The organism is Pedobacter sp. V48 (genome assembly GCF_000523515.1).
Lineage (GTDB): Bacteria > Bacteroidota > Bacteroidia > Sphingobacteriales > Sphingobacteriaceae > Pedobacter.
Window position 1 is genome coordinate 222798 of record NZ_AWRU01000008.1, and the last position, 24762, is coordinate 247559.

General features: G+C 40.1%; 21 protein-coding genes and 1 pseudogene. 15 read left to right on the top strand and 7 right to left on the bottom strand.

Features of this window, described 5'->3' with window-relative positions:
- Window positions 1–8 precede the first annotated feature (8 nt).
- From N824_RS10150 to N824_RS35440, 4 genes and pseudogenes are all read left to right on the top strand, one after another.
- Window positions 9–1292 (top strand): sugar MFS transporter, encoded by a 1284-nt coding sequence (locus N824_RS10150; protein ID WP_048905067.1) that lies wholly within the window; start codon window positions 9–11, stop codon window positions 1290–1292.
- Between the two features lie 20 nt (window positions 1293–1312).
- Window positions 1313–2158 carry an N-acetylglucosamine kinase gene (locus N824_RS10155; RefSeq protein ID WP_048905031.1) on the top strand — a complete coding sequence of 282 codons (846 nt, stop codon included), beginning with the start codon at window positions 1313–1315 and terminating at the stop codon, window positions 2156–2158.
- A 119-nt stretch (window positions 2159–2277) separates the two neighbouring features.
- Window positions 2278–4266 (top strand): annotated as a pseudogene (locus tag N824_RS35435) (TonB-dependent receptor domain-containing protein).
- A gap of 11 nt (window positions 4267–4277) precedes the next feature.
- The gene (locus tag N824_RS35440; RefSeq protein ID WP_052334107.1) at window positions 4278–4700 is read left to right on the top strand and encodes an outer membrane beta-barrel protein; all 423 of its coding nucleotides are present in this window, start codon (window positions 4278–4280) and stop codon (window positions 4698–4700) included.
- A 14-nt stretch (window positions 4701–4714) separates the two neighbouring features.
- On the opposite strand, the gene N824_RS10165 is transcribed toward N824_RS35440, so the two are convergent.
- The gene (locus N824_RS10165; RefSeq protein WP_152542149.1) at window positions 4715–6127 is read right to left on the bottom strand and encodes an alpha-L-fucosidase; all 1413 of its coding nucleotides are present in this window, start codon (window positions 6125–6127) and stop codon (window positions 4715–4717) included.
- A gap of 149 nt (window positions 6128–6276) precedes the next feature.
- Between N824_RS10165 and N824_RS10170 the strand changes: the two genes are divergently transcribed.
- Window positions 6277–7680: a sensor histidine kinase KdpD gene (locus N824_RS10170; protein ID WP_084498266.1), complete on the top strand. Its 1404-nt coding sequence runs from the start codon at window positions 6277–6279 to the stop codon at window positions 7678–7680.
- A complete protein-coding gene (locus N824_RS10175; RefSeq protein WP_048905033.1) occupies window positions 7677–8381 on the top strand; it encodes a response regulator transcription factor in 705 nt (234 codons plus the stop codon). The genes N824_RS10170 and N824_RS10175 overlap by 4 nt, the downstream gene beginning before the upstream one ends.
- A gap of 457 nt (window positions 8382–8838) precedes the next feature.
- Here N824_RS10175 and N824_RS10180 read toward each other — a convergent pair whose 3' ends face one another.
- The gene (locus tag N824_RS10180; RefSeq protein ID WP_048905034.1) at window positions 8839–9237 is read right to left on the bottom strand and encodes a hypothetical protein; all 399 of its coding nucleotides are present in this window, start codon (window positions 9235–9237) and stop codon (window positions 8839–8841) included.
- 638 nt (window positions 9238–9875) lie between these two features.
- Here N824_RS10180 and N824_RS10185 point away from each other — a divergent pair.
- From N824_RS10185 to N824_RS10200, 4 genes are all read left to right on the top strand, one after another.
- On the top strand, window positions 9876–10724 hold the full coding sequence (locus N824_RS10185; protein ID WP_048905035.1) for a sialate O-acetylesterase: 849 nt from the start codon (window positions 9876–9878) through the stop codon (window positions 10722–10724).
- Window positions 10725–11164: 440 nt separating this feature from the next.
- Window positions 11165–13396: a cation-translocating P-type ATPase gene (locus N824_RS10190; RefSeq protein ID WP_048905036.1), complete on the top strand. Its 2232-nt coding sequence runs from the start codon at window positions 11165–11167 to the stop codon at window positions 13394–13396.
- 101 nt (window positions 13397–13497) lie between these two features.
- Entirely contained in the window at window positions 13498–13710 is a 213-nt protein-coding gene (locus tag N824_RS10195; protein ID WP_048905037.1) for a heavy-metal-associated domain-containing protein, read from the top strand.
- A 16-nt stretch (window positions 13711–13726) separates the two neighbouring features.
- On the top strand, window positions 13727–14293 hold the full coding sequence (locus N824_RS10200) for an AraC family transcriptional regulator (protein WP_048905038.1): 567 nt from the start codon (window positions 13727–13729) through the stop codon (window positions 14291–14293).
- Between the two features lie 59 nt (window positions 14294–14352).
- Here N824_RS10200 and N824_RS10205 read toward each other — a convergent pair whose 3' ends face one another.
- Together N824_RS10205 and N824_RS10210 are read right to left on the bottom strand one after the other, a co-directional pair.
- Complete coding sequence (locus N824_RS10205) at window positions 14353–15519, bottom strand: chromate transporter (RefSeq protein ID WP_048905039.1); 1167 nt, start codon at window positions 15517–15519, stop codon at window positions 14353–14355.
- A 7-nt stretch (window positions 15520–15526) separates the two neighbouring features.
- Entirely contained in the window at window positions 15527–16051 is a 525-nt protein-coding gene (locus N824_RS10210) for a hypothetical protein (RefSeq protein ID WP_048905040.1), read from the bottom strand.
- A gap of 106 nt (window positions 16052–16157) precedes the next feature.
- Here N824_RS10210 and N824_RS34120 point away from each other — a divergent pair, with 106 nt between their 5' ends.
- Window positions 16158–16328, top strand: a complete 171-nt coding sequence (locus tag N824_RS34120) for a quinol oxidase subunit 4 (protein ID WP_235207062.1) — start codon at window positions 16158–16160, stop codon at window positions 16326–16328.
- Between the two features lie 5 nt (window positions 16329–16333).
- Here N824_RS34120 and N824_RS10215 read toward each other — a convergent pair whose 3' ends face one another.
- Window positions 16334–17173 (bottom strand): chromate resistance protein ChrB domain-containing protein, encoded by an 840-nt coding sequence (locus N824_RS10215; protein ID WP_048905041.1) that lies wholly within the window; start codon window positions 17171–17173, stop codon window positions 16334–16336.
- Window positions 17174–17283: 110 nt separating this feature from the next.
- Here N824_RS10215 and N824_RS10220 point away from each other — a divergent pair, with 110 nt between their 5' ends.
- A complete protein-coding gene (locus N824_RS10220) occupies window positions 17284–17493 on the top strand; it encodes a twin-arginine translocase TatA/TatE family subunit (protein WP_048905042.1) in 210 nt (69 codons plus the stop codon).
- A 255-nt stretch (window positions 17494–17748) separates the two neighbouring features.
- Here N824_RS10220 and N824_RS10225 read toward each other — a convergent pair whose 3' ends face one another.
- Window positions 17749–18447 (bottom strand): SDR family oxidoreductase, encoded by a 699-nt coding sequence (locus tag N824_RS10225; protein ID WP_048905043.1) that lies wholly within the window; start codon window positions 18445–18447, stop codon window positions 17749–17751.
- 100 nt (window positions 18448–18547) lie between these two features.
- On the opposite strand from N824_RS10225, the gene N824_RS10230 reads away from it, so the two are divergent.
- Window positions 18548–18958: a helix-turn-helix domain-containing protein gene (locus tag N824_RS10230; protein WP_048905044.1), complete on the top strand. Its 411-nt coding sequence runs from the start codon at window positions 18548–18550 to the stop codon at window positions 18956–18958.
- A gap of 5 nt (window positions 18959–18963) precedes the next feature.
- On the opposite strand, the gene N824_RS10235 is transcribed toward N824_RS10230, so the two are convergent.
- Window positions 18964–21198 carry a S41 family peptidase gene (locus N824_RS10235; protein ID WP_048905045.1) on the bottom strand — a complete coding sequence of 745 codons (2235 nt, stop codon included), beginning with the start codon at window positions 21196–21198 and terminating at the stop codon, window positions 18964–18966.
- 191 nt (window positions 21199–21389) lie between these two features.
- On the opposite strand from N824_RS10235, the gene N824_RS10240 reads away from it, so the two are divergent.
- Both N824_RS10240 and N824_RS10245 read left to right on the top strand, forming a co-directional pair.
- The gene (locus N824_RS10240) at window positions 21390–22826 is read left to right on the top strand and encodes a sulfatase (RefSeq protein WP_048905046.1); all 1437 of its coding nucleotides are present in this window, start codon (window positions 21390–21392) and stop codon (window positions 22824–22826) included.
- A 67-nt stretch (window positions 22827–22893) separates the two neighbouring features.
- Entirely contained in the window at window positions 22894–24705 is a 1812-nt protein-coding gene (locus N824_RS10245) for an alpha-1,3-galactosidase B (protein WP_048905047.1), read from the top strand.
- Window positions 24706–24762: the final 57 nt, after the last annotated feature.

Genomic DNA, 24762 nt, shown 5'->3' on the forward strand with positions numbered 1-24762 from the left:
TGGCCATAATGACTAAAGAAATCCCTGTTGTCAGGACAGAGAAGCGCCTGATTAACCCATTAATCATCATTGGCATATTGTTTTTTATTTTTGGTTTTGTTACCTGGTTAAGTGCGGTTCTTATCCCTTATCTGCAGATTGCTTGTGAGCTGAATAATTTCCAGTCTTATCTGGTGGCTTTTGCCTTTTACATTTCCTATTTTGTGATGGGAGTGCCATCCGGATGGCTTTTAAAAACTACTGGATTTAAAAAAGGAATGTCGCTCGGATTGCTGCTTGTGGCTGCAGGTTCGCTGCTCTTCATTCCGGCTGCTTTAAACCGAGAATACACTGTTTTCTTGCTGGGCCTTTTTGTACAGGGTGCAGGGCTTACGGTATTGCAGACTGCCTCAAATCCATATGTTACCATTCTGGGCCCCCGCGAGAGTGCTGCCAGAAGGATCAGTTTTATGGGCATATGTAATGGCATTGCAGGAGCCATAGCTCCGGTAATATTGGGTGCAGTAATTCTAAATGATGCAGACGCATTGAAAAGTAAACTAGGTTCTTTAAATGCAGTACAAAAGATAACTGAATTAAATGATCTGGCAGGTAAAGTGATTCTGCCCTATTCAATTATCACACTGGTACTAATTGTATTGTCAGCAGTTATCTACTTTTCTGCTTTACCCGAAATTGACGAGGAAGATCTGGATGAAGGCACTAATAATCTGGAAAAAAGTACCAAAACATCTGTTTTTCAGTTTCCACACCTCATCATTGGAGTTTTGGTACTGTTTGGGTATACTGGGGTAGAAGTAATTGCAGGAAACAGCATTATTGGCTATGGTGCTTATCAGGGTATTCCACTTACTATGGCCAAGTTTTTTACCTCTTTTACCCTAATTAGCATGCTTGCCGGATACCTTATAGGGATTTTATGCATTCCAAGGTATTTTAGTCAGGAAACAGCCCTTAAGAGTTCCGCTGCTTTAGGTATTTTATTTACTTTACTGGCTATTTTCAGTACCGGTTTAACTTCAGTAGTCTTTGTTGCCCTTCTTGGGCTTGCAAATTCATTGATGTGGCCTTCTATATGGCCATTGGCAATTGCAGGTCTGGGTAAATTTACCAAAACCGGATCATCACTGCTGGTGATGGCCATTTCAGGTGCGGCAGTGCTGCCACTTCTGTACGGATACCTGGCCGATCATATGAACGCCCAACAGGCCTATTGGATGGTGATCCCTTGCTACCTGGGGGTGGCCTACTATGCAATGGCAGGCCATAAAGTCGGAAAGAAGAATAGCTGATTTATTTAAATAACAGACGTATGATTTTAATAGCCGACAGTGGCTCAACTAAAACAGACTGGTGCCTCATCGGGAATTCCGGTAAATGCCTTTATTTTAAAAGTGAAGGATATAATCCTTATTTTTCCACCAAGTCGGATATGATTAAATCCATTCGCGAGTGCATTTCTGTTCATATAGATCCAATGGAAATCTCTAAGCTTCATTTCTATGGTGCAGGTTGTGAGGCCGATAAAATTGACATGATGACGGAGGTGTTAAATTCAGTTTTTGTTAATTGCAAACAATTACAAGCGGAGGTCGATCTGCTTGCTGCTGCAAGGGGATTGCTCGGGCGGAAATCCGGTTTTGCAGCGATACTTGGGACAGGAACAAATACCTGTATTTATGATGGAGACAACATCACTTTGAATATTGATTCATTAGGGTTTATACTTGGAGATGAAGGCAGTGGGGGAGCTATCGGAAAAAGGATTCTAGGAGATTATTTAAGAAATAAAATGCCTCAAATAGTTAGTGCTAAATTCAACGAACTTTACAATTTATCTGCAGCTGAAATTATACATCAGGTTTATACTGAACCGATGCCAAATCGCTTCTGTGCCCAGTTTGCCAAATTCCTCAACCAGCCAGAAGTTGATGCAGGTTATAGCTACCAGGTAGTAAAAGCATCTTTCCGGCAATTCTTCGAAAATCTCGTTAGCTGTTATCCTGGGTATACAGAATATTCGTTCAATTGTGTAGGCTCCATTGCCTATCATTTTAGGAGTATACTGCTGGAAGTTTTAGATGAATTTAATATGATACCAGGGTTGATCATACCTTCTTTGATTGAAGAGTTAGTAGACTATCATCAGACCAATTAGGCAATTGTTTACAGGCAATTGATCACTTAAGTAGTTTGTAATACATAGTACAGTACAAAGCACACATCCTTGTGTAACATATTACACTGGTGAGCGTCTTATTTCCAAAGATTATCGTTATGGCACGGAAAATTATACTCACTTTCATCACATTTTTTGTTGGAGTTTATGCAGCCATTGCCCAATCCGCCACTAGCACATGCACCCTAAAAGGATMACTAATSGAKYCTRYWYMAKKRAAMGRRKNATYCTKTRTAMCGGTTGCAGTTAAAAATGCCAATAAGGAAGTATTAAAAACCCAGTTAAGTAAACCAGATGGATCCTTTTCGCTTGATAAACTCCCTGCCGGGAGGTTTTCAGTAACGTTTGCATCAATTGAATATAAGACAAAAACAATACAGGTTTCAATAGGGTCCGACAATCAATTACTCGACCTTGGGGTAGTCCTTGTCAGCGCTGCAAGTAATCAGCTTAAAGATGTCTCGATCGTAGCTGCACGGCCCCTGATCAAGCAAGAAGCCGACCGTATCGTCTACGACCTGCAGGCAGATCCCGACAGCAAGTCTTACACCGTATTGGAAATGATGCGAAAAGTTCCCATGTTGACCGTTGACGCCGAGGATAACGTCCAACTGAACGGAAATTCTGCTTATAGGATTTTTATCAATGGCAAACCTTCAAGTTTAATGGAGCGTAATCCAAAAGATGTGCTCAAAAGCATGCCAGCCTCTTCTATTCAAAAAATTGAGGTGATTACCACACCGTCTTCCAAATATGATGCGGAAGGCCTGGCAGGAATCATTAATATCATCACCAACAAGACGGTAGATAGTGGCTATAGCGGTAATCTAAATCTCAATGAGCGTTACCCATTGGGAGGGCCATCTATGGCCGGTTCATTTACCACCAAATCCGGAAAGTTGGGGATCTCTGCTTTCGCAGGAGCCAGTTTGTCCAACACACCATCTACCGGCATCACCATCTCCAGGGTGAGTACTGATGCAACGCCATCGAACCTTTTTCAATCTGCAGATCGTGAAAGCGATAATAAAAATGCTTATTTAGGTACAGAACTGAGCTATGAGATTGACTCGTTAAACCTGCTTTCTGGCCAGTTGAACCTAAACGGAAGTAGCGGCTCAGGCGAATTTTTGCAGCGCTCCCTTTTAAAAGACAACAGCGCAGTTCTGCAGGAGTATGATCTGGCTACGAATAACGACAATTCCGGCAGAGGTGCAGATGCGGCCATAAATTATCAAAAGGGTTTTCGCAGAAACAAAAATCAACTGCTAACCATCTCTTACCGCTATTACGGTTTCACAAACGATGATGTTTCTGGCCAGCTTTTTACCAACCGAACCAATTATAACCTTCCTGACTTCCAACAGGTCAATGAAAGCATGATGAGCGAGCACACTGCCCAGGTGGATTATGTTCACCCGGTTAAAAATCTGACCATTGAAGGGGGGGTAAAAGGTATTTTTCGTACCAACGAAAGTGATTTTAAGTATTTCTCCCGAAACCAATCAGATGATTATGTTATCGATCCTTCAAAAACCAATACATTTAATAATACCCAAACCATTCTGGCCGCTTACAATGCCTACCAGTATAACCTGAAAAATAACTGGTCGTTTAAAGCGGGCATTCGTATGGAACACACAACGGTAGATGCAGACTTTGTGACTACAGAATCGCAGGTCAAACAGAATTATTTTAGTTTCGTCCCTTCGGTTTCCTTCAGTAAACGGTTTAAAACAACCGGAATAAGTTTCGGATGGAACCAGCGGATCCAGCGACCAGGTATTAACCAGCTGAATCCTTTTGTTGACCGCAGCAATCCAACCTTCGAAAATACAGGAAATCCCGATCTCCGCCCTACCAAGGGCAATACGATCCGTTTTGGTTTCGACTGGAATAAAAAAGGTTCTTTAAACGTCAACTTGATGTACAATTGGATTAGAGGCCTGATCTTCCAGGTATCTGAATACAATTCGGAAACAAATATCACACGTACCCGATATGAAAATACAGGTGGCGCAAAAGCACTTGGGGGAAACATCAAYKWCRMTYWTCCRATNNKAGCAAGGCCTGGAACGTTAGCTTAAATGGGAACCTGATGCATGGAAGGGCCGATGGTATCAGTGACGGAAAACCTATCCGAAACCAGGGTTTTATGTACAGGTTTAACTTAACTACAGGCTTACGCCTGGATAATGGCTGGCGATACAGTGGTAGCGTTTACCTTAATGGTGGAGAACTGACCATCCAGCAACAATCAAATACCTATGTAAGCACAACCTTTAACGTCAGTAAAGATATTCTCAAGGATAAGCTCAGTTTTTCAGCTTTTGCCAATAATCCGTTCAACCGCTACCGCGTTAACGTGACCCATAGGTTTGGCCCGAATTTCAACCAGGTCAACAATAGTCAGCAAAACTTCCGCACAGTGGGCGGAAGTTTAAGCTATAAGTTTGGAAAGATGAAAGAATCTATCAAAAAAAATAAGCGCGGCATCAGCAATGATGATGTGAGCAATTAATCCAAAAGGGTATTCTATCTCCTTTCATTATAAGCACCAACTTCGGCAATAGATGGTGGGCCATCAGGAGATTGGATGGCTAATTTTATTTTCTCTGCCCAAACTCTGTCGAAGCGGAAAATTTGAATTTTGCTGTTTTGGTCGCCTTTTTTAGTTTTAAGTGGCTGCCATTTTCCACTGGCAAAGTATTGTAAGGTATAGGCACTTTTTGTATTCCTCCCTTGAGTAATCACAAGCATATTTATAGGTCTGGCCTTTTCAAAATTGAGCTCATACCATGGCGATTTTACTTCGGAATTTGAAACCCAGGCACTTCCAAAATTATCATCATTGGCAAAGTCCATAATGTTCATGTCATCGCTCCAGCTGCTGTTGCTCTTCACATGTTTAGCCAGGTTACTTGATATGATCGGTGCATCGTGTTCCGGCACCTGCGGAACCTTTTCAGGTTTTTTGTAAAGTTTGCCTATCTCTTTTAAAGCCTGCACGGCATTTTCGTCAATCAAACCATCTGCATTTGGGGCTACATTAAGGATGAAGTTACAGTAAGCATTGTTATATGGCACTATAAATTTATTAACAAGCTCGTCTACATTTTTAACAGGTGTACCCGGGAAAGATGTTTTCCAAAACCAGTTTGCCTGCAATGGAAGACATGCCAAAGCCGGTAGCTTATTGTGCTCTTTGGAAATGAACTGTCCTGCGCCCTGCTCATACGACTTGATGTCGGTATAAAAAAGTGCTTCTGCAGGGTATTTAGCCGCGTTAAGATCCATTACCAGGCAATTTGGCTGTAGTGATTTGATCAGGTGATAAATGTCCTCAAATGGTACATCATCATAGGATATTCTTGACCAGGGTGCATCCCATCCATCAATAACCAGGGCTGTTATTTCCCCGTAATTGGTGAGCAGTTCCGTGATCTGATCTTTGATCATTTGAATGTGTTCAGGAGTGATCTGATTGGGACGGATGCCATGGTGCGTATCCAGAATGGAATAGTAAAGCATCACTTTCAAACCATTTTTACGGAAAGCATTGGCATATTCCTTTACCACATCTCTTCCAAATGGCGTATGCATTACATTGTAAGGCGTGGTTTTGGTGTTCCAAATGGGAAAGCCACTATGGTGTTTGGTAGTTAAGCAGCCATAGGTCATGTTTGCCGCCTTTGCCGCTTTTGCCCACTGATCTGCATCAAACTTCGGTGATTTGAACAGGGAAAGTGCAGCATCAGGATCCGACCAATCCTGGTTCATAAACGTAGGCATTCCATAATGGATAAACATACCGAATCCAAGGTCTACGAAATCCTGTTGAAGTGCAGGGAGTGATTTATTGGGCGCTTTCTGCTGCGCATGTACCGATTTTAAAGGAGAAAGTCCTGAAATCAGTAACAGTAAAACTAAAATTCTTTTAATAGTCATTTTTTCTGTTTTGAAATTGGTCAGTGCAAATTTATAGTGAAGAAAGAATAAACTTGTCGAATGGAAACCTAACAGAAGCCTAACGAAAGCTTAACAGTAAAAAAAATATAAAAACTTACCCTACTTTTAAAACAAATTGAATTATTGAAATGACAAGTCGCCTATATAAGAGCATAGTGTTAGTCAGCTTTTTGATTCTCATAGTTGTGCAGGCAAGGTTAATTTACAATACATACACTTTACGCGACAGAGACTTCAACTTAAAGGAAAAAACACTGCTTAATGACGAATACGGGAGGAGTATACCTGCCGACAAAGTGTATCCCGGCGGTGGAAAAATCATTGATTCTATTCTAAGCCGGAATATGCCCAACCTACGTGAGGCTTATCTTAAAGACAAGAAAACCTTTGATCAATTGGCCATGCGGGTAAGTGATACGCTTTTCAATGTTTTAAGGATGAAGAGCAATATGGACAGTGTTTTCAAGTCGATCGTTATTCGGAACTCCCTAGATACCAACATGCGTTATTTGCTAACCTTTCAATCAATAGAAATAAACTTTGACAACCGCATAGGAGACATTTTCATGTTTGACAGTAAAAAAGCAAATACCTTTTTCAAGGAAAAGAACCAGGTAAACTATGGGGCTATTATTGATGGTGAGCTTGCCAATCCAACTCCTCAAAACAGGGTAACCAATCTTTCTGTAAGCGACAAGCTAAAATACGATTACCGGATTACGTTTAGCCTTTTTGCTGATCACCCTTGCCGCATGTTAAGGGTTGCCTATCAGATGCTTCCTACATTTTCATTGGTAGCCATATGTATTCTCATTACTGTCGGTATTAATTATTATACTTACATCAACTGGATGAGGCAGAAAAAAGAGGCCGAAATAAAATCCGATTTTCTGAATAGCATTAAGCATGAATTCAACACACCGATTACTACAATCCTGGTAGCAAGTAAAAGCCTCGATGACGATGTTGTGCTGAACGACAGAACCCGTGTAAAAGCACTTGTTCACATTGTGGAACGGCAGGCCCGCCGGTTGGAATCGCACATCAATCAGATGTTGGAGATATCAGTGATCAAAAAGAAGGCAAATCTGGTAGAAACAGATCTGAACTATTCTGTTATGGTACTGATAAATGATTATAAGGTAAAGCTTAGTCCATCAGATAGCATTACATTTGATCCGTATAGCGTTGAGATATTGGTTAGGATCGATTCTTTTGTGTTCACAACTATGCTGAATAACATGTTGGATAATGCTTTTAAATATAACCATAGTACCCTTAAGCACGTTGAAGTATTTATTGATGAACAGCAGGGAAATTATGTGCTCCATGTTGCCGACAATGGAACTGGAATTGAAGAAGATGCCAAAGAAAAAATATTCGATAAGTTCTTCCGGTCAAACCAGGACAGTACCATTCCCGGGCTTGGGCTTGGATTATATTACGTAAAAGAATGTCTGGATATACACGGTTGGAGAATGGATATGAAAACAAAAATAGGTGAGGGCACAGAATTTATGGTCTATATATGAGTTATGATATTGTTATAATAGAAGATGAAATAGATTTAGGAAATGTTGTTTCTGAATACCTTAAGTTAAGGGGCTTTAGTGTGCAATGGTTTAAGACTGCTAATGAGGCACTAACTTATTATGCGGCTAATCAATTGACCAATAAATTGATCATCATTGACGTTCAGCTGCCAGATCTAAACGGATTTGATTTAGCTACCGAGATCATGAAAATCAATAAAAACCAACCCTTTTTCTTTTTAACAGCCCATAACGAGAAAGATAACCGCCTCAGAGGCCTCAAAATAGGGGCAATAGATTATATTGCGAAACCCTTTGAAATTGAAGAGCTGGTACTCAGAATTGGGAATATCATCGATAAGTTATCGAACAGTTCTCCTGACAGATCTGGTGACCAGCAGGAGTTTATCCGTATTGCCGACATCAAATACAATAAAAAACAATTGTATGTTTTGCTGCCAAATAACAACGAGGTATCACTCACTTTAAGAGAGGCAGAATTATTGGACTATCTTCTGAGCAACCTCAATCAGGTAGTAAAGAAAAAGGATATCCTGCAGGCACTGTGGGGAAATGATGATTATTTTAATGGAAAAAGCCTTGAAGTCTTCATCTCCAGGCTCAGAAGGTTATTTAAAGCATCCAAAGAAATCTCTATCGACAATGTTTATGGACTTGGCTATATGTTAAAGGTAAAATGATCATACTCCTGAATTATATAAATTAATTTGAAAAGCCTTTTTTTGTTATTTAAATACAAGGATAATAAGATAGAAGTTCCATTTTCTTATTTACATCCTGCAAAGTCTCTTTCCCCTGAACAAATATAACTAACACTCTCGGACAAGCCATCCTGAACATTTACTCAGCAGAACAATTGGAAAGTCAGGTTATGTTTCACTTAAATCAATACGACAATGGGATACTTCTGGTCTTTATATTTTGGAGGGTTTTGGTTACTGCCGTTCGGCTATCTGGTTCATAGATCATGATTTCTTCCCAAAATTTTAGGTATCCTTTTAATGCTGGACTGTTTTGGCTATTTAATAAATTTCGCTGTTACGATGAATGGCTTTTTCATAGGTAATTTTTTTGGAAATAGAAAAGACGGATGACAACAAAGCCGTCTTTTAAAAACGGCTTTGTTGAAGTGTTAAATTATTTATATTTAATAAACGTTGCTCTAATTTTCTTTTCTTTTAAATCCATAGTGGTGCTATTTGAGGAAACCGTTGTTTTTTTCTCTTTTTTTTGATTTATGATACGACCACCCGAAGTTGAGGTAGCAAAAACTTCTTCTTCCATCGAAAAGATTACACCATCAGCTCCTTTCTTTTTTGCCAATTCGATGATTTTTGCCTGAGTCTTTTCCAACGAACGAAATCCTTTGTCGAGCTCAGTTTTTCCCATTACAGTATGCCCCTTTGTTACATCGGCAACATCAAAATATTCATCTACGTTTTGTGTGGGTGGATACGTCTTTCCAAAATACTTTTGTGCGTAGGCCGTGTTAAAAACCAGCATTCCAAATAGCAAGATTAAAATTGATTTTTTCATAGTTTTAATATTATATATTTAATTAGTAATTCAAAGGTAGACAGTAGGCTCCTCCGGAAAAATCATTTTAACATGAAGCGATCAAATTTGAGACTGAAGTGGCTAATTGGCACATTGAATTGAAAGCGAAAAAAAATAATCTATTGTGTCTGATAACCCCCGTTTAATGGAAGATGGGCCATGGATGGATTATATCTATGAGGTAGACAAATTCAGGGGGAGGTAAGTAGGCGCATCGGTGCCAATCAAATCAAAGTCAAACCTGGTTTTATGGTGGAGATTTAGGTTTTATTTTTGGAGTTATCTCTATTCAAAAGTGGCCTAAGGCATTTTTTGTCCTTTTTTTTAGATTTACAATAAAAAAATCCGTTATCATTGGACACAGGGGCTTTTCATCCTCAAAAATGGTTTCTTTCATCGGCGAGTATGTACACTTGGTTATGCATATTATAAAATCCTTTCGATGGATCGTTAACTTGCTACTAAATAGGTTTTATGCGTAGGACTGCTCAAGGGCGCTACTGGGCAAGGTAGAGGGTTTTCTACCAGGTTTTTTATCTGGGGGCTATTTTGGTCATACAGCTAATTTGTGATAATTTAGATTTTTAGACAATAAATAAAGCGAAAAACAGAAGGATATGATAAGTTCTTTTTTGATGATTGGTCAGTCAAATATGGCTGGACGAGGTTACCTGAGAGATGTCAGGCAGTTATACGACGAGCAGATTAAAATGCTTGTGAACGGCCGCTGGCAAACGATGACAGAACCCATAAATCGTGATAGGCCAACCTCTGGTATCGGTCTTGCCGCATCGTTTGCAGGTGCATGGCGATTAGCGAATGAAAATAAGCAGATTGGTCTGATCGCATGTGCAGAGGGAGGATCAAGCCTTGAGGATTGGGAAGTTGGCGGAGCACTTTTCGACCATGCGATATTCCAGGCCAGACTTGCAAAAAGGACCAGTACCTTGAGCGGGATCTTATGGCATCAGGGTGAAAACGATAGCTTTGGTGGACGTTCCGCCTTTTATTACGATAAATTGAACATTATCGTTGACGCGTTTCGCAGTGAACTGAATGCTCCGGAAATCCCGTTCATTTCAGGTGGTATTGGTGAGTTCTTAAGCGCCGGCAGGTATGGTAAATACTTTACCGAGTATAATGAAGTCAATCATGCTCTGCAGAAATATGCTGATGAAAAGCCAAATACTTACTTTGTAACTGCAACCGGCCTTACAGCCAACCAGGACGGACTCCATTTCGATGCCGTCTCGCAGCGCAAATTCGGAATTCGTTATTTCGAATCGTTCTCTAAAAAGCAGAGTATTCTTGCGCCGCTTGCTGGCGAAAACGAATTGGTGAATTTAATACAGGATAGGACTTTGACCAAGAAAGAGCAAATTGATATGTTGGAAATACAGTTTGCAAGTGGTCAACTGTCGTCGAACGATTTTGATGAAGAGGTGACTAGGCTTAACAACTCATAATTTAAGGAGTTGATGTTTTTCAAGCTATCAATTCACAATGTGAGTTCAGCTATATCCCATTCATTATCTCTATGGTTTCGGTAGGTTTTAGGCCATCTACATCCATAGCAAACTGTAATTTTATTCCTGGATTTCGGTAAATATCGATATATTTTGTCGTTGATGATTCTGCAGAATATCAAGTAAGTCAAAACGAAAACTAAGAACTAAAACCCGCTTTAAAGGGGCTTGCCGAAAGCACACTTGCTGACGATTTCAGACTTCAGAAACGAACAAAAAAAGCCACTTTTCTTATCGAAAAACGGCTTTTTTGTTTGTGGACCTAATATAGTTTAATGCTACTTCTTGTGTGTACAGAATTATATAAACTAATTACCGTATTATGTAACCCCGTCGGGGCCCGGCAATGGTACCTTTGTATTGTAAATAATAGAAAGATTATGGCATTACAAGAAAATATAGAAACCACTTCTTTTCCCGTTTTGGGGATGACTTGTGCCAGTTGTGCGGTAAGTGTAGAATCTATGATAGGCGCACAAACCGGTGTAAAACAAGCTGAGGTAAATTATGCTACCCAAAAGGTAAAAGTAACCTATGATGCGGGGGTGATTCAACCAGAGGGAATGCAAAAGGTTGTTCAATCGATAGGTTACGACTTAATTCTGGATACTGAGAAAGGAAACGAAAAACAAGAGCAAGTACAGGCCGACAATTATAAAGCGTTAAAAAAGAGAATAATTGCCGCAGGAATATTAACTATACCTGTAGTAGTAATAGGCATGCTTTTCATGAATATGCCTTATGCCAATTACATTATGCTGGTTTTATCGGCCCCGGTAGTTTTTTACTTCGGTAAAAACTTCTTTATAAACGCCTTTAAACAAGCAAAACACAGCAGGGCAAATATGGATACGTTGGTGGCATTAAGTACTGGCATCGCCTTTATTTTCAGTGTGTTTAATACTTTTTATCCTGAGTTTTGGCACCAGAGAGGCCTGCATCCGCATGTTTATTACGAAGCCGCTGCTGTAGTTATCGTGTTTATCATGCTAGGTAAGTTACTCGAAGAACGTGCTAAATCAAATACTTCATCTGCCATTAAGAAACTGATTGGGTTGCAGCCAAAAACAGTAATACTGGTTACAGATGATGGCGAAAAAGAAATCGAGGTTGTCGATGTAAAAGCGGGCGACAAGCTCTTGGTCAGATCCGGAGAAAAAATACCTGTTGATGGTAAAGTTTACGAAGGAAATTCATTCGTAGATGAAAGTATGATAACCGGTGAACCCGTGGCGGTCTCTAAACAAAAAGATGATAATGTTTTCGCAGGCACTATCAATCAAAAAGGAAGCTTCCGTTTTATAGCTGAAAAAGTGGGCAGCGAAACCATGCTGGCACATATCATTCAGCTGGTACAGGAAGCTCAGGGTTCTAAAGCACCGGTTCAAAAACTGGTAGATAAGGTCGCCGGGATATTTGTACCTATAGTTATACTGATTGCTATCATTACGCTGGGTGTGTGGTTGTTATTTAGCGGACAACATGCCTTTACTCAAGGGTTATTAGCTATGGTTACCGTACTGGTGATTGCTTGTCCTTGCGCGTTAGGACTGGCAACACCAACAGCAATTATGGTTGGGATAGGTAAGGGCGCAGAGAGCGGTATTTTAATCAAAGATGCCGAAGCGCTTGAGCTTGGTTACAAAGTAAACGCCATCGTTTTAGATAAAACTGGAACCATTACAGAAGGTAAACCAAAAGTTACTTCTGTACATTGGGCCAGTACTTTACCTGAAAATGCTGATGTGTTAAAGCAGGTGTTTGCTGCTATGGAACAGAGCTCGGAACATCCTTTGGCTGAGGCAATTTTTAATCACCTGAAAAAGGATGGAGCAAAGCCTGAAGGCATTACAGATTTCGACAGCTTAACGGGTAAGGGTGTGTCAGCAGTTTACAGCGGTAAGAAGTATTGGGCCGGAAGCCATAAAATATTAGATGATAATAATCAGTTTATTTCCAGTGATTTAAAAGATCAAGCTAAAGTATTACAAGATATGGCTCAAACGGTAATTTATTTTGCCAATGAAACACAGGTACTGGCAGTTGTGTCAATTGCTGATCAGATAAAACAAGGCTCAAAAGAGGCGATTTCGAAACTTATTAAACAGGGTATTGAGGTTTATATGCTTACCGGTGATAATAAGGAAACTGCTGCTGCGGTGGCTGTTGCTGCTGGGATAGAAAACTTTGTAGCAGAGGTATTGCCATCTGATAAGGCTGAGTTTGTTAAAAAACTACAGGCCGAGGGCAAGGTGGTTGCCATGATAGGCGATGGGATAAACGACAGCCAGGCATTGGCACAATCAAACGTTTCGATAGCCATGGGCAGAGGTTCCGATATTGCCATAGATGTGGCAAAGATCACGCTGATATCTTCAGATCTTTTGCAGGTGCCAAAGGCTCTACAACTGTCAAAGAAAACAGTTAGAACGATTAAACAAAACTTGTTTTGGGCGTTTATTTACAACCTGATAGGAATTCCAATTGCCGCAGGGGTCTTGTATCCGGTTAATGGGTTTTTGTTAAATCCAATGATCGCAGGAGCAGCCATGGCGTTAAGTTCTATATCGGTAGTGAGTAATAGCCTAAGGTTGAAATTCGCAAAGTTGTAGCACACTCCCGTCATCCTGTTTGCACGATCACGAGCGTGCTAACAGGATGACGACTAACAATTCAAAACATAACATAATAACAACAATTAAACTCAAAAAAAATGCAAACTTTAAAATTCAAAACAAATATTAAATGCGCAGGTTGCATTGCAACCGTAACACCTCACTTGAACGGCTTAAACAAAATAGACAACTGGGAAGTTGATATAGAAAACCCGGATAAAATTTTAAAAGTGGAAGCCGATAATGAGCTGAAAGCCGCAGAAATAATTGGTACCTTAGAAAAAGCCGGTTATAAGGCCGAAGAAGTATGATATTAGCTGAACAAATATGACATTATATGTAAAGAATATGGTTTGCGACCGCTGTATTATGATCGTTAATGAGCGGTTGCAGAACCTTGGTTTTTCGGTTAAACAAATTACCTTAGGTAAAGTGGAGGTTGCTCCGGATCCCAATCAGGAACAGCTAAAGGATATTGCTTTCGAATTCCAGGCTTTAGGTTTTGAACTTATTGAAAAGGAAAAAAACCAACTGGTAGAGCAAATTAAAAACGAAGTAATCAATTTAGTTCACTATTCAGATCTGGGCGAGATTAATCAAAGCCTGATGCATTTGGTGGCCGATAAATTAAATAAAGACTATAATTATCTGAGCAGATTGTTTTCGGAATCAGAGGGTTTAACCATCGAGAAATACATCATTCAGCAAAAGGTGGAAAAAGTAAAAGAACTGTTAGAATACGGCGAACTGAATCTGAATGAAATATCCTTTAAAATGGGATATAGCAGCAGCGCCCATTTGTCCGCGCAGTTTAAATCTTTAACAGGACTTTCTCCAAGCAAATACAAGGCCTCAACCGTTAAAAACAGGAAACCCCTTGATAAATTGAACTAATAGCTGAGCACCTGCTTAGCTATTTTTCTTATTTTCATATTTAAGCCTTTTACGGAGAGCTACAGGACTTTTATCGCCACACCAATTACTGCAGCAAGCAATATTAAGTGAGGCTCTTTTATCTGCTTAATATAAATTAAAGCAAGGGCAGAAAGCAAGGCAATTGTTGCTGTTGGTATATCTATAATTGCACGTGTAGCTATAATGATTACTGCACCTACCAATGCACCAATTACGGCACCCGTAATTCCATCCACAAATGCCTTGATGCTGGGATTTTTTGCGATTTTTTTAAAAGAAGGCGCCAGAGCAACAGTAAAAAGGTAGCAAGGCAAAAAAGTAGCCAGGGCTGCCACACAAGCGCCTGGAAAACCCGCAACCAGATACCCGATAAAAGCAACCGTTATAACTACTGGGCCGGGGCTAATCATTGCAACCGCCACAGCATCCAAAAACTCCTGTTCATTGAGCCATCCAAATTCCTGAACTACACCACCATGTAAAAAAGGAACAATTGCCAATCCACTGCCAAATACAAAAGCACCGGCCTTTAGAAAAAACCAACCAATCTCCTGCAATGCTTTACCCTCATATTGCCAGAAACCAACGCTCAGCAAAATCAGGGAAGGAGCCGAAGCCGGTCGTTTAATCCATTGCGGAGGGGCTTTAACAAACATGTAGATCACACCGCAGATGATGAAAAATAAAATATCTTCTCTCTTGGTGATCACCGTAATTACGACCCCTGCCAGGTAAAATATCCAAAGCAGCCAATTTGACTTAACAGCTTCGAGGTTTAGTTTACTTACGGATTTAATGGTCAGTTTATATGCGCTAACGGTGATAATTCCAATTACTGAAGCGCTTATTCCATAAAATATGGCCTGCATACCCGGTAAACCGCTATAGAGTTTATAAGCAATCCCCAGTATAACCACCATAATGAACGAGGGGATTATGAAAGCGAGGCCTGCGAATGTTGCTCCCAGCAATCCGTAATGAACAAAACCCATGTAGATGCCTAGTTGGGCGGCTAAAGGCCCTGGAGCGAGCTGTGCAAGCGCGAGGCCTTCTTTGTATTCCTCTTCAGAGATCCATTTTTTTTGCTCAACCAGATCCCGCTGCATGTAGCCAACCAGAGCAACTGGTCCGCCGAAACCCCAAGTGCCCAGCTTTAAAAAGTAGACAACCAGTTCGGTTAGTTTGTAGGTGGCGTTATTTTTCATGTCCTTGTTAAAATGCGATCCCAAACTGAAAGCCTATGCCATAAGAGGAAGACTGATCGTTACCGAAACGTGCAGGTAGGGGGATGGCCACAAAGTAGCTGCTGCCTTTGTTTTTCTTTACAACTTTGTTGAATACCGGTGTAAGGCCATATCGTCCGGAAGTTTCGAAAGCCAGTCGGCCGGCAAAAGTAAAGCCATTTCCCAAGGCCACTAAAATGCCCGGATGAAACAGTACATTGTTGACCTTGCTGCTTGTGTTTGTGGCCTTTATAAATGGCACTATTTCGCTGGAGAAACCAATTTTAGCACTTTTCCATATGTTGATGCCTATGGGCAGGCCAACAATATAACTGTCTTTGAAATTGGTATGGCTGCCCTCAGAACTGAAAGATACAATAGGGTGAACGATGCCTAAATAACCGGCAATTTTTGGATAAGTTGGCTGCAGGTTTTGAGCTAAAGTGACTGAAGAACTAAATAGACTGCAGATACAGCATATTGTGAAGCTTATTTTAATGATTTGAATTTGCATGAACAATGGTACAGCATCGCCAAAAATTAAAATAGAACAGATTTAACTGTTGGTACAGAATTTACTATTTCTGGCATGTTATTAGCAATACCGACCTAAAATGAATATGAAAAAGATATATTTTGTATTGACTATTTGCAGTATGATGTTTTTAATGTCGTGCTATACGCAAAGAACAGCAGGTAATAGTGGTAAAGTACCTCCAGGGCAAGCAAAAAAAAGCACGGGCTCAAAATCTGCAAAACCATATGCTCCAGGTCAGCAGAAAAAGAACTAAACAGTTTACTTTTTGTTCCTGTTCTTTTTAAACTGGGAAGGTTTAATACCCGTTTCCAGTTTAAAAATTCGGGTGAAATGGCTTTGATCTGAAAAACCTGTGAGGTAAGCAATTTCCGAAAGCGAGTAAGCCGTTGTTTCAATGTAGGCAATCGCTTTGTCAACCCTTAGTTTCCTGATGTATTCGCCAAAAGAAAGGTCGTCGAAGTATTTGGAGAATTCTCTGGATACATATGTAGGATTTACATTTAATTCATTAGATATCCCGGTTAAACTTAAAGCTAGATTGGTATCTATCTGGTCCTGAATAATTGTTTTTAGCTCTTTTGCCCATGCCGGTACTTTATCTGTACGTCCTTTTTTGAGGAACTTCTGATACACCTCTATTAGCAGCTGCTCTACCGGGCTTTCTGTATGCTTTACATTTTGGAGGTGTGTGGCCCAGGTATACAGGGCGTCGTAAATTACCATGCCTGCCTTTAAAAGCTCCTGATCATCTTTAATGTTGTGGGCCATTCCTGCGGCTATTGCCCATAGGCCTGAAGCCTGACTTGCCAAATTATGGCGATCGGTATCCGCTCCTCTAACAATAGGGGCCATGATAGTCATGGCAGGATCATCGAGGCCGTATTTTTTTATAAGCGCATCGAAGGTGCAAAGGTCATTGTTATGTGTGAGCTCCACACCGGGAACATCAAAAGGAATGGCTTTTAGCTCTCCAGCTTTTTCTATAACCTGATCAAAAGGCACATAAAAGAAGTGAGCGTCTTTATCAATAAAATTTATGATTAGCCATGGGCATGCAATTCTGTCTATTTTTGGCCGCTCTCTTGTGATCCAGTTCATGTTGTGTGATAATGTAGGCTAAAGTTACATAACATGAATTTGTTTTTAATGCCGTTTTAATCTGAGGTTGTTATTCTTGTACCAAGTTAATATTATAAATTTTATAACACATGTTACATAACACATTACTGGCGGCATTGGGCACACAAGAGATCCTGGTTATTTTAGCCGTAGTTCTTTTGCTTTTTGGCGGAAAGAAGATCCCGGAATTGATGAGTGGATTGGGCAAAGGGATAAGGGAATTTAACAATGGAAAGGATGGGGTTGAGGAAAANNNRGATSGGAAGRGYGWMGKGACTAATTCTAACCAATCAAAATAAATGCACTTGCCGTCATCCTGAATTCATTTCAGAATCCCGCAAGCGCTATTCCTTCTTTCTATTCCGAGATCCTGAAATAAATTCACTGTTGTCCGGAWAAAAATATGGGCTAGSTGTTAAGCTAGCCCTTGGGTGGTAACTCAAATATATCAACAAAGGGCTAGCTTAACAGCTAGCCCATATTTTTTTCCGGACAACAGTGAATTTATTTCAGCATGACGAGGTGCTTTAGTCCATTGTACGCTCTATATATGATTAAGCTTGTTTTAGAAATTGCTTTGAATCGCCCACTGGAACATCAAATTGATTTTTTTCCAGTGCTATAAGGAATTCGTCTGCCACTTCTTCTGGAGGAATGCCATTTGCACCGCCTATTTCCGCTGAAAATGCTGTATTTACCAGGGGAGGATACACTTCGTAAACCTGAACGTTTTTCTGCTCTTCATAAGTGGCTCTCAAGGCAGTAGTATAACTGTGTAATGCAGCTTTAGTAGCACTGTAAGTTGGCAGAAACTTGTGGCTCCTAAAAACCGCAATTGAAGAAACGTTTACAACTGCTGCTTCTGTTTTTTGTACCAGATGTGGTAGTAACAATTCTGTGAAATGGATTACCGCAAAATAATTGGTATTCATTTCAATTGCGGCTTTTTCGTGTGCATTGGTGGTTTCATTCAATAGATATCCAAAGGCTGCTCCAGCATTATTTATGATGATGTTCACATCCGGGTGATGTTCTTTTAGGTGTGCCGCAATACGAACCCTGTCAGCTTCTATCGATAAATCGCCTTGGATAGCAACAGCATTGTCTAATTCTTGTAAAGCATCCTGAAGGCGTTCTTCATTACGCCCGTTAATGATGATTTTGTTGCCTGTTGCATTTAATTTTTTAGCAATCGCTAGTCCTATTCCGGCGCTTCCGCCGCTAATGAATACTGTATTTCCTGTTGTTTTCATTGTTTATATAAATTTAATTCGTAAATTCGCTTGCATTTTGCAAGTACAAATATATGTATCAACTTGCAAAATGCAAGTGATTTTATAAACTATTTTTATTATGGATACAAAGAAGAGGTCGGATTGCCCTATTAGCTGCTCGCTTGATATCTGGGGAGACAAATGGTCGTTGCTGATCGTTCGGGATCTTATGTTTGCGAAACAGTGCACATACGGCGATTTTTTAAAATCGGGCGAAAAAATAGCAACCAATATTTTGGCCACCCGGTTACAAATGCTCGAAGAAAATGGGATTGTTGCCAAACTAAACCATCCCGACAGCAAGGCAAAAGTCTTGTACAAACTCACACAAAAAGGAATCGATCTATTGCCTGTAATGATCGAAATTAACCTATGGGCAGATAAATATTTGACCTTACCTGCTGAACAGAAAGCTTTGTTGAAGGAGGTAAAAAAAAATAAAGAAGCATTTATAAAGACTAGGATAAAGGAATTAAAAGAGACTTCCTAACACAATTACTTGCTCATCAAAATCAGTTTTTTAGCCGCTTCCAAGACCTCGTCTTTACCGGTTTGTATACCTTTAACGGTTGGTTTTACTACCTTGTCAATTCTTACTCCAACGCGTTGGGCATTTGTGCCGTCTGGATAATATATACCTAAACCCGAATACCAGGTTGTAATGGCGCCTGGTAAAGAAATGGGAGTGACGTTGCCATCAGCACCGGCAGACGGACTGCCTATAACAGTGGTGTTTGGAGCACTTTGCAGGGCCATTGTAACAAACTCCGAATTGCTCTGTGAATTTTCATTAACAAGCACTACCACTTTTCCCTTATAATAGTCTGTTGTTTTAATCCCGGTTTTCGCAGATTCCTCATATATAAACATACCAGGATTGCTGATAGACCGGCCAGTAAATTTTGCGAAAGTACTCGAGTCTGGTTTGAAATAGGCAACAAAGGTACGCTCCATTTCATCAACCGGATAGCCACGCATGTCAACAATAATCCCTTTTGTATCTTTAAATTTCGTTTTTATGCTGTCTAACATGGTGTTTTTATAAGCGCCACAATAAACGTAACCAATACCATTATTTATTAGTTGGTACGCGGGTTTATTAGATTGCAGGTAAACATCATTGGCTTTGCTTATTTCTAAGCCTTGTTGAACCACATTCATGGGTACGTTGTCTCTTATGATTTGTAGGTTAAAAGTGCTGTCTATACCTCTTCTCAGATAAACGCTACTCATGTCTCTTAATGCAGTGCCATGGTTTGAAGCAGGAGTAATGGGTAAGTATTTGTTTACTAACGATTGTACTTTCTCTCCGTTAATAGCAGTTATAATATCGCCTCGCGTTAGATTCTTACTAGCATCAAAGGTTTCTTTGAGAGAGCTTGTAACTATTAGCTGATCCCCGACAAACCCGGCATCAAAAGGCAATCTATATCTTCCCAGATCTTGTTCACGAACCTCACTTTCAATAAATGCATGTGAATCGTGGAGGCTTGCAATGAGTTTAACCATTGCCTTTACGTAGGCATGTTCATTGTCGGCTTTGATTACCTGAGGGATAAAAGCAGGAAGGATAGTGTTCCACTTCTCAGTAGTCAACTCTCTGTTTGGACAAAAGTATTGAATCATACTCCAGTAACGATAGAGCGCCAATAAGCGTAAACCTGCATCAGGATACCTCTTGTCTGCGTATTTGTTTTCATGCAAAAAAGAACTATTCCTTATATCAATCAGACCACCTACATAATAATGCGTTGTGATGTTTGTGTTCTTTAAAATGTAATCCAGTTTGGCCGAAAGCGTTTTGCTAAAGATTTTATTCTTGAATAAGCTCCCGTAATCAGGTCCAATGGTAATATTGGCAAGGCTAGGCAGTGTTTTGCAATCTGTGCAGGGCGGAACTTTGCCTAATTTATCAACCCATTTTTCCATCACCTGCGATAGCTGGATGTCGGTACTACAGCTAAGAACCTCAGGCAGTACACGAAAAAGTTCAGCATCCCAGTTATAATCACCATTGGCTATTGCCGGATGATGGTATTTTAGAAAACCCCATAATTCGCCCAGTAAGCTTAAGTTTTTTTGAATGGAGGGGGTTAAAGGAATAGTATCTATTCCAGAGCTTTTATTTAATAGTGTGTCTTTTAGTGCCTGGTATATATTAGCTTGTTGCTCCTGCGCTTCATCTATTGGCTTTTCGTCCAGATACAGACGCAAGCTATCAACCCAGACTGTGCCTTTGCCAGCCAGTACCGCACCAACATTTATGGCTACTATTTCACGGCCGTCATAAGGTAACTGAATCATAAACTCTTTCCAGTCATTTGTGCCTGTGAAAGCCGGATTCTCTGAATTTTCGTAGCCCACACTCTTTCCATTGATGCCATCTGTGCGCATCCAAAGACCGGCAAAACCACCAGTTACGTTTTTGGTTTTTAGGTTCCCAACTAGCATCAGTTGTTTTCCCTTAAATCTTTTGTTTATTTTAAAGTTTATGCCCCCATAATCAGCGCCTGCACTGTCGGTAATAGAAATGGCATATTTTCCTTGCAGTTTAATTGTGCTATCCAGTTTTACGATGTACGGGCTTTGGGTCTTTATTCTAAGATTCCAACCCTCTGGATTTCCAGTGTTGTCTAGCACTTCAAAGTTGCCGTTAAACTTATTTTGCGCCTGTGTTAATGCGCTGCATAACAGCAATATGGTAAAAAGAGAGCGTTTAATTCTTATCATAAATCTAATTTACAGAATTAAGGATTCACTGCTATATTTTACAATCAAGTTTAACTTTTTTTAACGTCATAGCGTAATGGGTGACAACTCATAGTACCAATAATCAAGTCAATATATTGCGCTCATTCGTGAATTTCTGGTTATCCTTTTTGTTTAGTAGTTGCTAAAATTGTTCACTTAAATAGATATTCATGAGATGTTGCCTCAAGTTTTTTTTAATATTTACGTTCGCATTTACACTGTGTTTAAACGCTAGTTCCCAAAACAGCCAGTCTCATACAAAACCCAACATACTACTGATTTTTGCCGATGACCTTGGTTACATGGATTGCGGCTTTAACGGAAGTAAGGTAATGGAAACTCCAAATATTGATGCGCTCTCAAAGAAAGGGATGGTTTTTAATAATGCTTATGCCGGGGCAGGCAATTGCGCACCCAGTCGGGCGTCTTTAATAAGTGGGAGATATTCGCCAACACATGGAGTGTATGCTGTTGGCAGTACTACCCGTGGACCTGTTGATCTGATGAAACTGGTTCCCGTGCGTAATACGATCTCCTTAAACCCATCCTTTAAAACAATTGCCGAAGGCCTTAAGGGCAATGGTTACGCCACAGCTATTTTCGGCAAGTGGCACTTGGCCGATTCAGGAGATACGCGACCCGAAGCGCAGGGATTTGATCTGTATTTTGAAGGTCGCAAGAAGCAGTCAGATAAGAAAAGCAATACGGAAAATGACCCAAAGGGTGTATTTTCTCTTACTAATGAAGCTATTAAATTTATGCAAGCCAATAAAGAAAAACCCTTTTTTACCTATCTGGCACACCATGCCATCCATTCCAAGCTCGAAGCAAGGCCCCAAAGCATAGAGAAATTCAGAAAAAGGGGGTTAAATGAAAAAATGGCCATTTATGCTGCCTGTACATATGATCTTGATGCCAGTGTAGGGGTGATATTGGATTATCTGAGGAAATCTGGCCTGGACAAAAATACCCTCGTTATTTTTACGAGCGATAACGGTGCAACACAGCTGTCTTCGCAAGAACCCTTAAGGGGCAATAAAGGGTGTTATTACGAAGGAGGTATCAGAGAGCCATTTGTTGCATATTGGCCCGATAGGATAAAGCCGGGTACTGTAAATTCAACCCCTATTATCAATCTCGATTTTTACCCTACTTTTATGGCTCTGGCCGGCGATAAGAAATTCAAGGGTGATGGCGAAGACTTGATGCCGCTTTTGCTAGGACAGAGGAGCACAACGATAAGAAAATCGATATACTGGTATTTTCCTGGTTATCTGGACAATCCTGTGATAAGGGGGAGGGATAAGGTATTTCGATCAAGGCCCGTTGCGGTAATCAGAAAAGGAGACTTTAAGCTTCACCTGTACCTGGAAGAATGGATATTGGATGGTGGTAAAGACAGAATCAACGACAACAATTCCGTAGAATTATACAATATCAGGACCGATGAGGGCGAACATAATAATTTAACCAGTTCCAATGTTGCCAAAAGGAACGAACTGTTAAATGACCTGTTAAACTGGATGGAAAAAACCAAGGCTCCCTTACCAACCAAAATTACGGCCACTAATAAACCTGTGCAGGGAAATGTGAGTGGAGAAAATTGATAATCTGTCCCCAATCCAATATTTTTAATAGTTTTGAGATTCGTAAAACTATAATAAACTAAACACCTTGAAAAAAATCACCTTATTGGTTTTATTAACCACAGCTCTAAACCTTTCAATAACCGCGCAAAGCAACGTCAAAATATACAAGTTATCGGCTTATGGTATAAAACCCAATACTGGAAAAAATACCACACCTCTGCTAACTTCATTGCTTAAAGAGATCAAAAGTAAAACTTCGGATCTCGATAAGGTGGTTATTCAGTTTGAAAAAGGTAGATATGATTTTTATCCCGAAGGTGCCATTAAGCGAGAATATTATATCTCCAATCACGATCAGGACAACCCAAAAACAGTAGGTATAGAAATAGCAAAATTCAACAACGTTACCTTGATTGGTAAAGGTGCCGACCTGATGTTTCATGGGCGTATGCTCCCTTTGGCATTGGTTGAAAGCCGTAACGTGAAAATAAAAGATCTGAGTATAGACTTTGAAAAGCCTCAGATTACACAGGTAAAGATAATTTCAAATGATACCACAGCAGGCAATATTGTATTTGAAACTGCACCATGGATAAAATATAAATTAAAAGACAGCATCTTTTACAACACAGCCGAAGGATGGGAAATGCAGCCAACATCAGGCATAGCCTTCGAAAATGGCACTAAACATATTGTTTTCAATAGCGGAGATATTAGCGTAGGTACCAAGAGTGTAAGCGAGGTTTCTCCAGGCAAAATCAAGGCACACCACTGGAAGAATAAGAAACTGATTCCTGGAACTGTAATAGCCATGAGGAGCTGGCACCGCCCTGCACCCGGTATTTTTGTTCACAAAGGCAAAAATATCAGTTTCGAAAATGTAAAGGTACATTATGCAGAAGGTATGGGGCTTTTGGCCCAGCTTACAGAAAATATCTACATGGATGGTTTTGGTGTTTGCTTGAGAGGAAAAAACGACAAACGATATTTCACTACACAGGCCGATGCTACGCATTTTTCGGGATGCAAAGGAGAAATTATCTCTAAAAATGGTTTATACGAAGGTATGATGGATGATGCAATTAATATCCACGGAACCTATCTTAAAATAACAAAGAAACTAGATGATCATACGGTGATTGCTAATTACATGCATGAGCAATCTTATGGTTTTGACTGGGGAAACATACAAGATACAGTGCAGTTCATACAGTCTAAAACCATGGAATTATGGGATGCAAAGAATACTATAGCATCCATAAAACCAATATTGTCCAATAGCACAGATCCGATTAAGGAATTTAAAATTGAATTTACCAAAGCGCTGGACCCTGCTATTGATCCTTCAAAACAGGATATTGGAATTGAAAATTTGACTTGGACACCGTCAGTTGTCTTTACGGGTAACACCATCCGCAACAACAGGGCAAGAGGTGCACTGTTCAGCACGCCAAAACCTACACTTGTAGCAAATAACTTATTTGACCATACTTCCGGATGTGCGATATTGCTATGCGGCGATAGTAATGGCTGGTATGAAACAGGATCGTGCAGAGACATTACTATTCGCGATAATAAGTTTGTAAATGCATTAACAAGTATGTACCAGTTTACCTCTGCCATAATCTCCATTTATCCAGAAATCCCGGATCTTGCCAATCAAAAGAAATATTTTCACTCGGGGATAAGGATACTGAATAATCAGTTTGATACCTTCGATCGACCTATTTTATATGCAAAGTCTGTGGATGGACTTGTTTTTACAGGCAATAAAATTCAAACCAATAAGGAGTACCCGGCATTTCATAGCAATAAGAAACGCTTTCTTTTTGAACGTGTAATAGGTGTGGCCTTTAGTGATAACGAGCTAGATGGAAAGCCAATAGAGTCGCTTTAGATCCTGGATAAATGGAGATTATGGCAGAGGTAAACTGGTACATACTTGTTAATTCGT

What these genes read in the sequence shown, in the direction of transcription:
- N824_RS10150 (WP_048905067.1), top strand. Translation starts at nt 9, where the DNA reads ATGACTAAAGAAATCCCTGTTGTCAGGACAGAGAAGCGCCTGATTAAC.
- N824_RS10155 (WP_048905031.1), top strand. Translation starts at nt 1,313, where the DNA reads ATGATTTTAATAGCCGACAGTGGCTCAACTAAAACAGACTGGTGCCTC.
- N824_RS35440 (WP_052334107.1), top strand. Translation starts at nt 4,278, where the DNA reads ATGCATGGAAGGGCCGATGGTATCAGTGACGGAAAACCTATCCGAAAC.
- N824_RS10165 (WP_152542149.1), bottom strand. Translation starts at nt 6,127, where the DNA reads ATGACTATTAAAAGAATTTTAGTTTTACTGTTACTGATTTCAGGACTT.
- N824_RS10170 (WP_084498266.1), top strand. Translation starts at nt 6,277, where the DNA reads ATGACAAGTCGCCTATATAAGAGCATAGTGTTAGTCAGCTTTTTGATT.
- N824_RS10175 (WP_048905033.1), top strand. Translation starts at nt 7,677, where the DNA reads ATGAGTTATGATATTGTTATAATAGAAGATGAAATAGATTTAGGAAAT.
- N824_RS10180 (WP_048905034.1), bottom strand. Translation starts at nt 9,237, where the DNA reads ATGAAAAAATCAATTTTAATCTTGCTATTTGGAATGCTGGTTTTTAAC.
- N824_RS10185 (WP_048905035.1), top strand. Translation starts at nt 9,876, where the DNA reads ATGATAAGTTCTTTTTTGATGATTGGTCAGTCAAATATGGCTGGACGA.
- N824_RS10190 (WP_048905036.1), top strand. Translation starts at nt 11,165, where the DNA reads ATGGCATTACAAGAAAATATAGAAACCACTTCTTTTCCCGTTTTGGGG.
- N824_RS10195 (WP_048905037.1), top strand. Translation starts at nt 13,498, where the DNA reads ATGCAAACTTTAAAATTCAAAACAAATATTAAATGCGCAGGTTGCATT.
- N824_RS10200 (WP_048905038.1), top strand. Translation starts at nt 13,727, where the DNA reads ATGACATTATATGTAAAGAATATGGTTTGCGACCGCTGTATTATGATC.
- N824_RS10205 (WP_048905039.1), bottom strand. Translation starts at nt 15,519, where the DNA reads ATGAAAAATAACGCCACCTACAAACTAACCGAACTGGTTGTCTACTTT.
- N824_RS10210 (WP_048905040.1), bottom strand. Translation starts at nt 16,051, where the DNA reads ATGCAAATTCAAATCATTAAAATAAGCTTCACAATATGCTGTATCTGC.
- N824_RS34120 (WP_235207062.1), top strand. Translation starts at nt 16,158, where the DNA reads ATGAAAAAGATATATTTTGTATTGACTATTTGCAGTATGATGTTTTTA.
- N824_RS10215 (WP_048905041.1), bottom strand. Translation starts at nt 17,173, where the DNA reads ATGAACTGGATCACAAGAGAGCGGCCAAAAATAGACAGAATTGCATGC.
- N824_RS10225 (WP_048905043.1), bottom strand. Translation starts at nt 18,447, where the DNA reads ATGAAAACAACAGGAAATACAGTATTCATTAGCGGCGGAAGCGCCGGA.
- N824_RS10230 (WP_048905044.1), top strand. Translation starts at nt 18,548, where the DNA reads ATGGATACAAAGAAGAGGTCGGATTGCCCTATTAGCTGCTCGCTTGAT.
- N824_RS10235 (WP_048905045.1), bottom strand. Translation starts at nt 21,198, where the DNA reads ATGATAAGAATTAAACGCTCTCTTTTTACCATATTGCTGTTATGCAGC.
- N824_RS10240 (WP_048905046.1), top strand. Translation starts at nt 21,390, where the DNA reads ATGAGATGTTGCCTCAAGTTTTTTTTAATATTTACGTTCGCATTTACA.